We start from the raw sequence: 13,713 nt of genomic DNA on the forward strand, positions 1-13,713 counted from the left end.
CAGTGTCCACCATCTCCGGCGCGGGCGTGCGGGCGGCCTGCGCCCCAGTCACGGTTGCGGGTAGCGCTTGAGGACGGACGTGTCGAGCGTGAAATCGCGGCCGAGGTCGACGTGGTCCCCGTAGGAGTGCTCCGTGTGGTTGGCGTAGACGGCGCCGGCGCCGTGGCCCTTGATGTTCCAGTGGTGGTGCACGGTTCCGTCGCGGGGATCGACGATCAGGTAGCTCTCGATGCCCATGGCGGGGTAGTCGCGGAGCTTGCCGACATAGCCGTTGTCCGGGTGGGCGGAGTATGCGCAGCGACCTGCGGGTCGAGCTGCTGGCGGATCCGGGTCGCGATCAGTCCGTGCATTCCGGGCGGGCGCTTCATGCTGACCACCTGGCCGCGGGAGATCTCGGCCGCGCTGAAGCCGGCGTCGCGCCTGTTGATCAGGTCGGCGTGGTCGCTGAGCTGCTGGAAGATCGTCGACTCGGCCATGCCCGCAACGATATGCGGCGTCGTCCTGTCGGCCGCGACGCTGCGCCTAAGTCCGAGAACGCGCTGACCGCACGCCCAGCAGGGGGCATGCGGTCAGTGGAGCGTGAAGTGGGGCGCTGTTCAGGCGGCGCTGTCCGTCGCCTCGACATAGGCGCGGGCCGCGACCATCACGTCACGCGCGCGGTCGTCGGCGATACACATGGCCGGGGCCATGTCCTCCAGTTGCGGGTTCATGCCGATCATCCAGGCGCGGGCGGTGTAGACGGACTCCGCGGCCTGGATCAGGTGGAAGATCTGGATGGCGTCGATCAGGCGGGCCTCGGCCTCCGGGCGCGGCCTGCTGGTGCCGGCGGCCCAGCGGCCCACCTGCTTGGCGTCGCTGATCCCGGCCATCCGCGCGGTCAGGCGCTGGCCGAGATTGTCCTGGAGGAATCGCGCTATGTCGGCGATCGGGGTGCTCACGGCGGCGCTGTGCGCCTGAAGGGCCGCGGAAGCGCTCCGGGGCGGCTTGGCCTTGGTCGCGGACATAGGGGTCTCCCTCGTACGGAGTAGGAAGGACTGGGTGGGCACGGTGGCCGCCCCCTGTGATCGCGGCGACGTCCGCCGCACGGCCTGCTTCATGGTGCCCTTGCCCTCCCTCTCGAAGTCTCTGGGGCTCTCCAATAGAACCGATTTCCAAAAGGGTACCCACGCAGGTAGGTCAACTCCACCTGTCGACGTCCACTTTGAGGAAATGTCATATGCCCTGACGCGCGCCGGAAGTCGTCGTTCCAACGGCTCTCACCTGCGCATTCTTCGCGGTGGTGACTGTTTCCGGCCATGGTCGACAGCGCGGACTTTGGCTGCTTTCCGTCGGATGGCAGACCCCTTTGCGGGTGGGGTTCAGGTGTGTTCGAGGTGGGGTTGGAGGGTGGGTAAGCCGGGGATCCCGGGGTTCAGAACATCTGCAGGCCGTACTCCCGCGCCACCATGGCGAGGGGCACCGACTCCGGGAACACGTACGTCGACTCCAGGCGCTCGACGGTCGTGTTGTCGAAGATGGCCCAGCACTGGCGCATCCCGAACCGCGACTTGTACGCGATCCCGTGGATGCTCGGCGTGCCCTGCGGGGTGCGCTGGGCGTGGGCCCAGCGGGCGATCGCGCGGGTCAGGCGGCGATGGAAGCCGTGCGTGTGCTCGCGGGTGAGTTCGGGGCGGGTGACTCCCAGTTCCTGGAGCCGCGGGGCGAGGAGCTCGGTGAGCGCCTTGAGGGTGGTGTCGTCGTCGACGTCAAGGAAGCGGCTGTCCTTGGCGGGTTCTAATCGCAGCAGGGTGTGCTTGGCGCTCCAGTCGCGCACCATCTTCCCCGGACCGACGAAGTACGGCTCGTGCCAGTCGTGGTCGACGAGTTCGCGCATGTCGGGGTGGACGCGGAACGGGGCGAGCGCCTCGGCGAAGCAGCCGTCCTGCTGGGAGGCGCAGTAGAGGGTGCCGTAGGTGCTGGAGCTCCAGGCGTTGCCCGCCGTGCTGGTCTCGTCCGCGGGGGCGAGGGTGTCGTAGCTGAGCGGGTCAGGGGTTTTGCCCAGTCGCCATACGCCGTCGGCGGGGGCCGGTATCAGTCTGACGTCGGCTGTGGGACTGGGGATCATGGTTCTCGGCTCCGGTCGTCGTCCGTCCAGGCCGTCTGAACGGGGCGGCCCGCCGGCGCCGGCCGGCTGGCTCGGGTGGTTCGCTGGACCGCCTGCCCCGACCAAAGACCCGACCAAAGACCCCGGCCAGAGAAACTGACCAGAGAAACTGACCAGAGACCCCTGACCAGAGACCCCTGACCAGAGACCCCTGACCAGAGACCCTGACCGGGAGGTCAGAGACAGGGCGGCAGCCAATTGATCAATTGTGCTCGGCCGGACGGCCGGGGCGCGAGTCACTTGCGAGACATCCCGGGGGCGCACGAGGCATTCCGGGGGGCGCATAGGCCGAAAGCATGTGTCGCCCCCGGCCGCGAGCCTCTCAGCGGGCCAGCGCCGGATGCGAGAGGTCCAGGCTCGTCAGCGCCGCCCCCGCCGGTCCCGCCATCGCCAGGTCCGCCGTGGCCGTCCCTGGATGCGGCGTGGCGTCCAGCCAGGTCAACGGGGTCGCGGTCGCCACGGTCAGCAGGCGGCGGCACGTCGCCGCGTCCCACAGCAGGACGATGCCGTCGCGGGAGGCGCTGACCACGTACGTACGGTGCTCGGCGGTGAAGGTCGCCACGGCGTGGACCGGCGCGTGATGGCCCGTCAGGCGCGGCCCGAGCGGCTGCGTCGTGGCCAGGTCCCACAGCCGTACGTCGGCCTGGTCGCCCGCGGTGACCAGGAACGGCGGGAGGCCGTCGGCCGGGGCGGTGTTGATGGCGAGCGCGTGGAGGATGCCCTGGTCGCAGCGGATCAGGTCGGCGCTGTCGTCGGCCAGTTCCGGGTCCCACAGGCGGACGACGCCCTCGGTGCCCGCGCTGGCGAGCCACGGCGCGCCCTCCTCCGTGCAGGCGGCGGCGAGCGCCTTGACGCTCATCGCGTGCCCCTCCCAGGTGCGCAGAAGGCTCGCGGTGTGCAGGTCCCACAGGCGGATGCGGTAGTCGTCGGAGGCGGTCAGGAGCAGGGCGAGGGCGCCGTCCGGGCTCGCGCAGGCGGCCAGGTGGCGGGTGGGCGCGCCGTCGCAGTCGAGGGGGGCGAGGGGGCAGCGGTCCGGGGCCGCCGGGTCCCAGGCCGTGACCGTGCCGGTGGTGTCGGCGGACAGCAGCAACCGCTGCGCGCCGCCGCGCCGCGCCCACGTCACGCCGAGCACGGGCGCGGGGCCGGTCAGCGCCGTCGTCGTCTCGCCGCTGCGCGTGGCGGTCAGGCGTACGGAGGTGTCGTGGGCCGTGGCGATGAGGGGGCCCGCGTCGCTGTGCCAGAGGGCGGTGCCCGCCGTGGGGCGGGGCGCGGGGGCACCAAGGGGGCTGTCCTCGCCGAGTACGCGGTCGATGTCGGCCGCCGTCCACAGACGCAGCGTCGCGTCGGCGGCGCCCGACAGGAGCGCGCCCGGGCGGTCCGGGCTCTCGGGCAGGGCGGCGAGCGCGGTGACGGTGTCGGTGTGGCCGCGCAGGTCGGCGACGCTGCCGGTGGCGGGCTCCCACAGGGTGACGGAGTGGCCGCGGGCGGCGGCGAGGACGACGTACTCCTCGTCGTCGTCCAGGGCGAGCAGGCACAGATCCTTCACCGGCTCACCGTGGCCGGGCGCGGTGCCAGGCAGCCGCCCTTCCGTGACGGACCAGGAGGTCATGCTGCCGTCCGCGTGCCCGCAGTGGAACAGGCCGGGCCCGGCACCCGGCGTGACCGTACGCGCGGGCGACGGCAGGCAGTGGGTGGCGCGGACGGTGCCGTCGAGGTGGTGCACGGTCAGGTGGTGCGCGGCGTGGACGAGGACGCGTTCGCCGTCGGTGTCGACGAGGGTGGTCAGCGCGCCGCGCAGCACCGGGGGAGCGGTGACGACCGTACGGGAGGACTCGGGCGGAGCCCAACTGGCCAGCTCGCTGCGCCCGTTGACGGTCCACACCACATGCTCGCCCTGGTCGTCGAAGCAGGACACGGCGTCGTCGAACCAGGTGGAGTCGGTGTGGTGGCCGAGCGCCGCGTGCCGGTGCGCGTCCCACAGCCGTACGGTGCCGTCGGTGCTGGCGGTCACGAGGTACTGGCGCCCGCCGGGGCCCGGCGGGCTGACGTGCAGGGCGCGGATCTCGCCGGTGTGCGCGGCGAGCGGGGCCCCTGCCGGGTGGGCGGTCGCGGCGTCGAGGAACTCCAGGGTGCCGGTCGCGGTGGCGACGGCGATCTGGAGCCCGCGGCGCGGATGGACCAGGGTGAGCAGCCGCGTCGGGGTGGCGGGGAGCGTGGCCCAGATGTTCGCGGACAGGCGCCAGTCGGCGTAGTGGGCGGTCAGCGGGGAGTCGGCGGGCGGTGCGGCCTCCGGCGGCATCCGGGTGCGCGGCGTGTCCGGGAAGGTCAGCGCGGTGTGGGCGAGGTGCAGGCTCGCCATGCGCGACGGCAGCGGCTGCTCACGCAGGTAGGGCTCTATCGCCGACCAGGCCGTCAGCCAGTGCCGTGGCCCGCCCGCCGGGGTGTGGTGCAGCAGCGCGCGGATCCCGCCCCCGGTGTCCCAGGCGAGCGCCTGCGGCGGCACCCGCGCGTCGTCGAGGACGTGGCCGAGCGCGGCGTGCCGGGTCAGGTGACGTCGTACGTATGGGGGTGGGGGCTGATCCGTGTCGCCGCCGAGGCGAGCCAGTTGCTCGGCGATGCGCGCGTGTACGGCGGCTTCGCCGTCGGCGGCGTCACCGGGCTGGTCGATCACAAGGGGCCTTTCGCGTATCAGGTCGTGCCTCGGGGTGTGTGTCGGGGCGTGTGTCAGGGTGGGTGTCAGATCGTGTGCCGGGCCGTGTCGTGGGCCAGCGGCGCAGGATCTGGGCCAGTTGTTCGTGGGCGGGGCGGTAGACCACGCGGTCGTCCTCGTGGTCAGTGGTGAGATACCCGGCGAGGCGGCTCTTCAGCAGCTGGCGGATCTTCTCGTCGGGGTCGTCGAGGGGCGCTCGAAGCACGGCGGCGGTCAGCGCGGGCCACACGTCCCCCCACGCGACCCCGCGCCCCAGCGCGAACGCGCTGGCGCGCAGCAGCCCGACGGCCTCCTCGGCGGTGAGCCCGCTGCCCGCGGCGACGGCGAGTTCGATGTCGGTGCGGAGCAGGCCCGTGATGCCCTCGCCGACGCGGTCCAGCCAGTCGCGGTCGGTGAGCAGCGCGGGGCCCTCGGCCCGCAGTTGTTCCACGGCGAGCCGGGCGTGCAGGAAGGAGCCGGCGGCGCGGGCGCCCACGACCCGGGCGGCCCGTGTGACGGCCGCCGCGCCCCACTGCTCCTGGTCGCGCAGCAGCACCCGTACGTAGGCGTCGATGTCCTCGTCCGGGTCGGTGTCGCAGCGCACGGTGCGGGCGTGCGGGAAGCGGTCGGCGAGTTCGCGGAGGAGGTCGTCGGCGGCTGGTGACCGGGGCGCGCCGTCGCCCGCCTTCGCGGGGGTCGGCCGGGCGCTGCGGACGCCGAGCAGCAGCCGCACCTTGCGGCGCCGCGTGGCGGGGCCCCGTCCGGCGGGCGCGGGCACGCCCGCCCCGCGCCGCGCGGGCCGGGTCGCGGTGACGAACGGGGCGAGCGCCGTGGTGATGAAGTGCGTCGGGTCGTACGCCTCGTCGAGACCGTCCACGACGACGGTGACGGGCGGGCCGGGACGGGAGAGGAACTCCTCCAACGCGCCCTGCCAGTCGCCCAGTTCGACGCTCCCTTCGCCGGGCGCGCAGCCCAGCGCCTCGCCGAGCTGGCGCAGGGCGCTCAGCGCGGTGTGGTTGCGGGCGGAGATCGCCGCGCTGACCGCGCCGGGCGGCGGGATCGTCTCGGGCGGCCCGTCGAGCGCGGTCTTGTAGCGCTCCTCGCCGCGGAACAGCGGGTCGCTGAGCGTCACCATCCGGCCGAGCAGCGCCGACTTGCCCGTTCCCGCGCCCCCGGTGACGATCATCGCGCCGCGCGGGCTCTGCACGAAGTCGACGAGGAGCCGGTTGAGGCGGGTGCGCCCGGAGAAGTACCAGCCGCCGTCGGCCTTGTCGAGCCTGCCGCTCGCCTTCTCCAGCCAGTGCTCCAGCTCGTCGAAGGTCGCCGCGACATCGCTGACCGCGTCCTCGGCGACCCGTGGCGAGGGCTCGTAGCCGGGATTGGGCAGCGCCCGCGAGCGCTCGTGCTGCCACTGGGTGAGCAGCGGCTGGGGGATGTTGACGCGGGCGTGGGCGCGCCGCGCGTTGCGCCGTACAGGCCGCTCGTCCTCCAACAGCTTCGCCGCGCGGTTGAGGAGCTGCGTGAACTCGCTCATCGTCAGATGCGGGTGCGCGATCTGCTCGCTGGTGGTGGCCAGGAGGTGGGCGCGGGAGAGGACGCGGGCCAGTTCGAGGCCGAGGACCGTGCGGCCGCGTTCGGTGGTGGCGAGGACGTTGAGCCGGGCCTCCTCCTTGCGGGAGGGCGCCAGGTCGTCCTGGAGCGAGACGAGTTCGCTCTGCACGGCCGCCGACTCGCACATGTTGAGGATGACCAGGACGTCGTGGGCGCGGGAGTCGAGGGCCGCGTAGGCGAGCGCGGACGTGGGCACGGCGGTGGCGAGGAGGCGTTCGTCGGAGGTGTCGGGCAGGCGCAGGTAGTGGCGGCTGGACTTGGCGGACAGGCCGTGCGCGCTGACGAAGAGGATCAGCGGGGTCGCGGCGTCGGTGTCGCGCAGGCCGCTCGCGCTCAGGTAGGCCTCGACCTCGTGGCGCGTCGACAGCGGCGTACCGTGCGGCGTCTCGGACAGCCGCCAGTCGAACGCCTCCTCGTGGCGCGGCCACCACAACTCCAATGCCGCGAGTTGCTGCTCCACCGCCTCGTCGAAGGAGGGGTCGCCGTCCGGGACGACCAGGCCGACGAGCAGTCCGCGCGGCCCTGTCTCCAGCGGCCCGTGCGGCCACTGCGGTACATCCGGTACGTCCGGCTCGGCAGCAACAGCCATGACCGGCCCCCGTTGCTCGCTCATCTTGCCTATTGTTCCCGTCCATGAGCTTCCAGCGACAGGTCGGCGAGGTCCGACCCGCCTCGGCACAGGCAGAGTTACCTCATCATGTGACGCAGGACGCGGTCGTCATCGTTCCCGGGATCATGGGCAGCGAGTTGCGCCTGGCCGAGACCGGCGAGGTCCTGTGGGGCCTGTCGGGCGCACGCTGGCTGCTGCGCGCATGGACCCGGCGCGACGGCCTGGCCGGCCTCCACCTCACCGAGGACGAACTCACCGGCAAGACGGGCCGCGTCCAGGCGACCCAGCTCCTGCGCCACGGCACGTGGACCCCGTACCTGCGCGGCCAGGAGCCGTACACCGACCTGATCGACACGGTCCGGGACTACGTGGCCGACCCCGCCGCGATCATGACGTTCCCGTACGACTGGCGCCTGCCCGTCGCGACGAACGGCAAGCTGCTCGCCGCGCGGGCCCGCGCACACCTCACGGCCTGGCGCACGCACCCCGCGCACCTGGCGGCCCTCCGCCACCGCGCCGACGGACGCCCGGCCCGCCTCGTCTTCCTCGCGCACTCCATGGGCGGCCTGGTCACGCGCAGCGCCCTGGACGGCAGCCACTTCGACGACCTGGCCGCGGACACCCGCACGGTCGTCACCCTGGGCACGCCCTTCTACGGCTCGGTGAAGGCGACGGTCATCCTCAACAGCGGGCGCGGTGCCCCGGTCCCGCTCCCGCACGCGCGACTCCGTGACCTCTGCGCCACGATGCCGGGCCTGCACGACCTGCTGCCGCTCTACCGCTGCCTGCGCACGACCGACGACGTACGCCGCCTCGACGTGTCCGACGTGACGGCGCTCGGCGGCCACCCGGACCTGGCCCGCGACGCGTTGGCCTTCCACGCAAGCCAGCAAGCAGTCCCCCTCCCCGACCACCGTGCGGTCGTAGGCACCCGCCAGCCCACCTACCAGAGCCTGTCCCTGACGTCCGGCCAGGTGACGGCGTACGAGGCTGGGGCCCGCCAGCACTCCGACGGCACGCTCATCCGCGACGCCGCGGGCCAGATCCTGCACTTCTCGGCACACGGCGACGGCACGGTCTACCGCGACGCGGCGTCCCTGTCCCGGCACGTCTCTCTGCTCCCCGTCCAGCACGGCGACCTGGCCCGCGCCGACAGCGTCCTCGACACGGTCGCCGACATCCTCCTGGAGGACATCCCCCAGGGCCCGCCCCTCCCCGGCGACGGCGGCCCCGGCGCGGCCCTCTCCGTCCCCGACTTGGCCGAGGCGGGCGTGCCCTGGGAGGCGACGGCCCCGGACGTCGACACGATGCAGGGCCTGACCTTCACCCTGACCGACACGGAGACGGGCACGGAGCGCCCGCTCCGGGCCCAGATGCGGGACGGATGCCCGACGGCGACGGTCACGGTGGACGCGCCGGGTTTGTACAGGGTGGCGCTGCACACCCGCGACCGGTACACGGTCAGTCAGTTGGTGCTGGTGGGGGAGGCGGGTGCGGCTGCCATGGAGACGGAGGACTGACTCCTGGTCGCTGTATCGGTGAGCCGCGAGGAGCACCTCGCGGGTGAGAGAGCCGCAATCGGTGCACCGGATGCCACGGACGTGCAAGGTGGGATCACCGGCTCAGCCGCGCGCGCCCTCTCGGCGGAGCCGACTCGCACGCTGTTGACCTCAAGTCCGGTTGAGTTTCTACGGTCGATCTCGTCGAACCGATTCGGACAACGGCAGGGAGCCCGGCCATGGAGTACTCGCACGGCGACACCGACCTGATCAAACAGCCCATCGGCTACTGGAGCTGGGCGGCCTACAAGGCCGTCGTCGACCGGACCCGGGCCGCACTCGCCGGGATCGGCACCACCCAACCGCAGTGGTGGGTCCTCGCGCAGGTGGCACGCGCGGACACCGTCAAAACCCGTGACGAAGTGTCCCGCCTTCTCCGGAACTACCTCGACGTCGGCCGGGAGACCCTGGAATCGGAGCTGGACGCGACCATCGGCCAGGGGTGGATCACTGAGGACGCCGAGGGCCGCCTGGGCATCACGGCCGAAGGGAGGGCGTTCTACGAGAAGGCCGCGCTCCTCCAGGACGAGCTCTGGGCGGAACGGCACGCGGGCGTCTCCGACGAGGAGTACTTGACCACCCTCAAGGTGTTGCAGCGGTTCATCCGCAATACGGGCGGGCGAGCTTGGCACCACTAGTGTTTCGGCCCCGGTGGTGTCGGGGTGCGTGCGTGGTGACCGAGCAAGGGCGGCGGCACAGGTTCTGCGGCGAACCGGGCCAGCAACGTGAGCAGGGCCGCCGCTTCGGCAGCCCCCGCGCCTCGAACGTGTCCAGGGTCAGCTGCCAGGTGTGAGGGCGAGCGGCAGCCGCCACTGAGGGCCCCCTGTTCCGCCGTAAGTAATCACTTGCTCCTCAGGGATGACAGTGAGGCTGAAGTCCTCCCGTTCGCACTGCTGCGGCAGGGCAGAGGCCACCTGTTCCACGGTGTCCCACACACGCCGCGCCCCTGTCTGCCGCACCTCCCCCGACGCGTGGACGAGCGCGGTCGATCCGTCCGGTGTCCAGATCCCCACAGCTTCGAGCCGTCCCCCGTTCCCCCGCCAAGTGCAGGTGGTGTGTCCGGGCAGGGCGAGAGACAACGCGAACTGAAGGCGGCCACAGACCTCTTCGGGGGCCACCCCGGTCCTGGGGGGTTGCGCCAGGCTGACTGCCTCGAAGTCCGGATGCGAAGACGGTCCGCGCACGGTCATGAACCGCGCGGGCAGGGGCAGGAAGCGGCCCTCGGCGCAACCGTCGCCGGTCAGCGTGAGCCGGATGATGCCGTGACCGAGCGGCGCGACGATGATCGTGCCGCTCATGCCTTGCGCCAGGAGGGCGTGCGGGATGTGGGACAGGCCCACGGTCGCGATGATGCGGTCGTACGGGGCCCCGGGCGGATGGCCGAGCGTGCCGTCCCCGGCGACCACTGTGGGCCGGTACCCGGCCTGCTCCAGATGCCGGACAGCGGCCTGGACGATCGCCGTGTCCGGCTCGATGCTCACCACATTCTCGTCGCCGAGCCGGTCGGCGAGCAGCGCGAGGTTGTAGCCGGTGCCGGTGCCCAGTTCCAGCACGCGCTGTCCGGGCAGGGCGCCGAGGGCGTCGAGCATGCTCAGCATCAGCGAAGGCCGGCTGGAGGAACTGGTGGGGATGGATTGGCCGTCGAGCTGGGTGGTGAGCGCCGTATCCGAGTAGACGGCCTCCAGGTAGCCGTCGTCCTCCCGCTCGACCGGCTGCCAGGACATATCCGGGAGCTGCCGGTAGAAGCGGGGCACGAACACGTGCCGGGGCACTCGTGCGAACGCCGTGCGCCAGGGGGATGCGGAGTCGGGCGCGAGGTCGGCGGCGAATTTCTCGCGCCGAGCCCGGGCGATGGTGGCGTCGGCGTCGGGCCGGTTCATCGGGCGGCTCCAAGAAGATGGTCGGCGTGCGCGGCGGCGATCGGAAGGCCGGTGCGATTCTCGACCCAGCCCCAGGTTCCGGCCGGGTTGTTCTCGAAGAACACCCACGCGTCGTCCGGGGTGACGGCGAAGTCGAAACTGCCGAACGCGATGCCGTACGCGGCAAGGAAGCGGCGCACCCCCTGTGCGATGTCCTCGGGGACGGAGACCGTGCCGTAGTCGATGTGGTGGTAGTCGGTGCGCCAGTCGGTACCGGCCTTCTCGGAGCTGGTGTGCAGCGTCCCGCCGAACAGCCGGTCGCCGACGGCGACCAGGCGCACCTCGTACGCCTTGGGGACACGCTCTTGCAGGTAGTGCGCCGTGGTGGCGAGCGTGGCGTCGATCGCGGCCGGATCGACTTCGTGGGTGGCGACCATCAACTGCCGGTCCCGGCCGACGTCAAGGCGTCCGCCCAGGATCGGTTTGCAGATCACCGGTCCTTCGATCCGCTCGGCGAACGCGCGTGCCACCTCCGGATCGTTGGTGATGATGCTGCGTGGCACGGTGAGTCCCGCGCGGGCCGCGGTGACGAGCTGCTGCGGCTTGTGTGCGGCGATCCGGTCGATGTGCGGGTTGTTGAGCCACGGCACCGGCAGTGCGGCGAGCAGGTTGAGCATGGCGGCGTCCGCCTGGTTCCGGGCCCAGGAGCGGTAGGGATCGGGGACGGTGTCGGCGATGTGGGGGCGCCCGGGCCGCCTCCAGTAGACGGCCCGGACCTCCTCCAGCCGCGCCGTCCGGCGCCCGTCGTCCAACGTCCCCGTCCAGCCCGGCGCGCCGCCCCGATGCGTGGCGGTGAGGGTGAGCTGTTGCGGAAAGTCGGCGACATCGAAGCGCAGGACCGGCACGTCGCGCTGGTTGAGCTGGTCGACGACCATGTCGGCCGACGCGTCGAGCCGCTCGGCGACGACGAGCACGGGGCGGGCGGCGGCGCTCACGACGCGGAGGCGTAGTACGGGTCCTGGACGTCGTCGCCCTGCCCGTCGAGGTTGGTGTCGGTCGTCGAGGCGGCCTGCGGCAGCGTGTGCCAGGGCGTGCCGTCACTCCGCTCGTTGAGCTGGCGCTCCGCGTTCCAGGTGATGCCGTCGACCGTCGTGGTCACCAGGCAGGGCAGTTCGGCCGCCTGGGCGGCGAACGGGATGGTCACGATTGACATGGAACTCCTTTTGAGGGGTGCGGATGGTGCTACGGGGTCGTAGTCGGCGGGGTCACGCGGGGCACCGCCCTTCCTGGCGCGGGGCGGTCATCCGACAGGACAGGTGAAGGACGCTGCCTCCGGGGGGATCACCTTCAAGACGCTCCTCCGGGCATTTCGACCCGGACGGTCTTGCCGACGTGCTCACGAAGGAACCACGACACCTCACCGCCGACGGCGCGAACCAGACGCAGTCCGCGACCGCACTCGTCGAGACGGTCGACCGCAGCATGCACGCCGAAGCCGGGGAACGCGGGCACCGGGTCCGACACGTCGATGACGAGTCCGCCGTTCTCGAGCACTGCCAACCGCAGGAGCATCGTGTGCCCGACGATGCGCGCGTGGTTGATCGCGTTGGTGGTCAACTCCGAGGTGACCAAGGTCGCTTCCTCCTGGTCACCGGGCCACCCCCACATCACGAGCCTTCGGCGGACGTGGAGACGGGCCAGAGGCACGCTCTTGTGGACCATCGTGTAATCCGTCGCCCATTCCCTGGCGACGGCCGCACATCCGTTTTCTTCCAAAGAGGTCACCCCGAACTCAACTCCCCATGCAGCGTGCAGTCGAGGCTCACCGGCCCCATGTCTTCGGGTGTGATCCAGGTAACCGCTACCAGTAGGTGATCTCCACGCCGCATTCGTCGGGCGTATCCGAGTATGCGCAGCACGCATATGAGCGCCCGGGACGACGTGCCATGCTGGTTACCGTGGGGACACAGAGCATCGACTGGGCCTCGTTCGGAGACCTCAAGGACGCGGCATATACGGGGGACTACGGCTACGTGATCCGCCGCGCGAGAAAGATCGCGGGGCTCGCACAAGGCCAACTCGCCACGGCATGCGGTCTCTCTCAAGCCGCCATCTCGCGGCTCGAGAACCGCGGCTTCGGCACCTACAACATGGAAACCCTGGCGCGCGCCGCCACAGCGATCGGATTCCCATTCGAGCTGGTCGGCCTCGCCAATCAGCAGACGAATGGGACCTCGCCAGTGGAACGGCGCGCATTCCTGAACCTGTCGGCGGCTTTCGTCGCCGCCCCCAAGACAAGCAACACAGCCCCCGATGCGTCCGCGACCTGGGAGGACAGCTCGCACGCGGCGACCCTGCGCATTGCCACCAGCTCGTTCCGGAGGCTGGACGCCACTGTGGCGTCCAGAGACCTGGCCGAGTCGATGAAGACCCACCTGCAGCTCATCCAGACCATCGCGAGCGAAGCACCTGACAACGCGCACCGCGCGCGCATGGCATCCGTGGGATCCGAAGCCGCCTCGTTCGCCGCATGGCTGTTCTGGGACATGGCTGATCATGGCTCCACGCGTCGTTGGTACGGGGCGTCGATCAAGGCAGCACGCAGTGCGGGTGACACCCTCCTGGCCGCCTACCAGACTGGCAGCCTCGCTTCGTTCGAGGCCGAGACCGGCAACCCGCACGAGGCGCTCCGCCTGATCACACAGGCACGGCATGACCTCGGACGTGATCCGTCACCGCTGGCTTCTGCCTGGCTCTTCGCCATCGAAGCCGTCGCGCACGCGTCGAATGGGCAGAGCCGATCATGCGAACGGGCGCTGCACGCCTGCGAGAACAGCGCCGCGCAGATCCCCGACGCCGAGCCTGTCTCGTGGCCGTGGATCTTCGCCTTCGACGAGCAGAAGATCGCGGCATGCCGCATCGCCTGCACGGCCCGGCTCGGCCAGCCGCTCCATATCCGGACCGGAGAACGGGAGGTCGCGGCTGCCCTGAGCGGCGGTCATGACAAGCAACGGGCTCTCCTTACGCTCGACGTGGCGACCGCTCACCTCGCTACGAAGGAGATCGATGCCGCGTTCACGCTGGCTTCCCGATCCCTTGCCGAGGGCGTCCGTCTGCGTTCCGGCAGAATCGTCGAACGAGCCCGCACACTCCGCCGGGCCTACCCCACCCACCGGCCACCGACTGTCGTGCGTGACTTCGACGACCAGCTCCACGCCGCTCATCTGTAGGGGAGTGCCTTT

The 13,713-nt window shown here is 71.3% G+C and carries 13 protein-coding genes; 3 read left to right on the top strand and 10 right to left on the bottom strand.

Annotation, left to right across the window (positions count from 1 at the left end):
• Positions 1–48: 48 nt before the first annotated feature.
• The 6 genes from N5I75_RS39985 to N5I75_RS40010 all read right to left on the bottom strand — a co-directional run bounded on the left by N5I75_RS39985 (position 49) and on the right by N5I75_RS40010 (position 7,056).
• The gene (locus tag N5I75_RS39985) at positions 49–237 is read right to left on the bottom strand and encodes a hypothetical protein (protein WP_476685425.1); all 189 of its coding nucleotides are present in this window, start codon (positions 235–237) and stop codon (positions 49–51) included.
• Positions 216–476: a hypothetical protein gene (locus N5I75_RS39990; protein WP_476685427.1), complete on the bottom strand. Its 261-nt coding sequence runs from the start codon at positions 474–476 to the stop codon at positions 216–218. Before N5I75_RS39990 ends, N5I75_RS39985 begins: the two co-directional genes overlap by 22 nt.
• 120 nt (positions 477–596) lie before the next feature.
• Positions 597–1,004, bottom strand: a complete 408-nt coding sequence (locus tag N5I75_RS39995) for an XRE family transcriptional regulator (RefSeq protein ID WP_476685429.1) — start codon at positions 1,002–1,004, stop codon at positions 597–599.
• A 407-nt stretch (positions 1,005–1,411) separates the two neighbouring features.
• Positions 1,412–2,104, bottom strand: a complete 693-nt coding sequence (locus N5I75_RS40000) for an RES family NAD+ phosphorylase (RefSeq protein WP_476685431.1) — start codon at positions 2,102–2,104, stop codon at positions 1,412–1,414.
• Between the two features lie 361 nt (positions 2,105–2,465).
• Entirely contained in the window at positions 2,466–4,814 is a 2,349-nt protein-coding gene (locus tag N5I75_RS40005) for a WD40 repeat domain-containing protein (RefSeq protein WP_476685433.1), read from the bottom strand.
• Positions 4,795–7,056 carry a hypothetical protein gene (locus tag N5I75_RS40010; protein ID WP_476685435.1) on the bottom strand — a complete coding sequence of 754 codons (2,262 nt, stop codon included), beginning with the start codon at positions 7,054–7,056 and terminating at the stop codon, positions 4,795–4,797. The genes N5I75_RS40005 and N5I75_RS40010 overlap by 20 nt, the downstream gene beginning before the upstream one ends.
• An 86-nt stretch (positions 7,057–7,142) precedes the next feature.
• Here N5I75_RS40010 and N5I75_RS40015 point away from each other — a divergent pair, with 86 nt between their 5' ends.
• Positions 7,143–8,573 carry an esterase/lipase family protein gene (locus N5I75_RS40015; RefSeq protein ID WP_476685437.1) on the top strand — a complete coding sequence of 477 codons (1,431 nt, stop codon included), beginning with the start codon at positions 7,143–7,145 and terminating at the stop codon, positions 8,571–8,573.
• A gap of 218 nt (positions 8,574–8,791) precedes the next feature.
• Positions 8,792–9,250 carry a MarR family winged helix-turn-helix transcriptional regulator gene (locus N5I75_RS40020; protein WP_476685439.1) on the top strand — a complete coding sequence of 153 codons (459 nt, stop codon included), beginning with the start codon at positions 8,792–8,794 and terminating at the stop codon, positions 9,248–9,250.
• Positions 9,251–9,388: 138 nt separating this feature from the next.
• Here the strand turns inward: N5I75_RS40020 and N5I75_RS40025 are convergent, their stop codons facing one another.
• The 4 genes from N5I75_RS40025 to N5I75_RS40040 all read right to left on the bottom strand — a co-directional run bounded on the left by N5I75_RS40025 (position 9,389) and on the right by N5I75_RS40040 (position 12,256).
• Positions 9,389–10,492 (bottom strand): methyltransferase domain-containing protein, encoded by a 1,104-nt coding sequence (locus N5I75_RS40025; protein WP_476685440.1) that lies wholly within the window; start codon positions 10,490–10,492, stop codon positions 9,389–9,391.
• Positions 10,489–11,466, bottom strand: coding sequence for an ATP-grasp ribosomal peptide maturase (tgmB, locus tag N5I75_RS40030; RefSeq protein ID WP_476685441.1), 978 nt, complete (start codon positions 11,464–11,466; stop codon positions 10,489–10,491). Before tgmB ends, N5I75_RS40025 begins: the two co-directional genes overlap by 4 nt.
• Entirely contained in the window at positions 11,463–11,684 is a 222-nt protein-coding gene (locus N5I75_RS40035) for a hypothetical protein (protein ID WP_476685442.1), read from the bottom strand. Before N5I75_RS40035 ends, tgmB begins: the two co-directional genes overlap by 4 nt.
• A 134-nt stretch (positions 11,685–11,818) precedes the next feature.
• Positions 11,819–12,256, bottom strand: a complete 438-nt coding sequence (locus N5I75_RS40040; protein WP_476685444.1) for an ATP-binding protein — start codon at positions 12,254–12,256, stop codon at positions 11,819–11,821.
• Between the two features lie 173 nt (positions 12,257–12,429).
• On the opposite strand from N5I75_RS40040, the gene N5I75_RS40045 reads away from it, so the two are divergent.
• A complete protein-coding gene (locus N5I75_RS40045) occupies positions 12,430–13,701 on the top strand; it encodes a helix-turn-helix domain-containing protein (protein WP_476685445.1) in 1,272 nt (423 codons plus the stop codon).
• The last annotated feature ends 12 nt before the right edge of the window (positions 13,702–13,713 follow it).

The sequence above is a fragment of the Streptomyces sp. R818 genome (assembly GCF_056172735.1).

What these genes read in the sequence shown, in the direction of transcription:
- N5I75_RS39985 (WP_476685425.1), bottom strand. Translation starts at nt 237, where the DNA reads ATGGGCATCGAGAGCTACCTGATCGTCGATCCCCGCGACGGAACCGTG.
- N5I75_RS39990 (WP_476685427.1), bottom strand. Translation starts at nt 476, where the DNA reads ATGGCCGAGTCGACGATCTTCCAGCAGCTCAGCGACCACGCCGACCTG.
- N5I75_RS39995 (WP_476685429.1), bottom strand. Translation starts at nt 1,004, where the DNA reads ATGTCCGCGACCAAGGCCAAGCCGCCCCGGAGCGCTTCCGCGGCCCTT.
- N5I75_RS40000 (WP_476685431.1), bottom strand. Translation starts at nt 2,104, where the DNA reads ATGATCCCCAGTCCCACAGCCGACGTCAGACTGATACCGGCCCCCGCC.
- N5I75_RS40010 (WP_476685435.1), bottom strand. Translation starts at nt 7,056, where the DNA reads ATGAGCGAGCAACGGGGGCCGGTCATGGCTGTTGCTGCCGAGCCGGAC.
- N5I75_RS40020 (WP_476685439.1), top strand. Translation starts at nt 8,792, where the DNA reads ATGGAGTACTCGCACGGCGACACCGACCTGATCAAACAGCCCATCGGC.
- N5I75_RS40025 (WP_476685440.1), bottom strand. Translation starts at nt 10,492, where the DNA reads ATGAACCGGCCCGACGCCGACGCCACCATCGCCCGGGCTCGGCGCGAG.
- N5I75_RS40035 (WP_476685442.1), bottom strand. Translation starts at nt 11,684, where the DNA reads ATGTCAATCGTGACCATCCCGTTCGCCGCCCAGGCGGCCGAACTGCCC.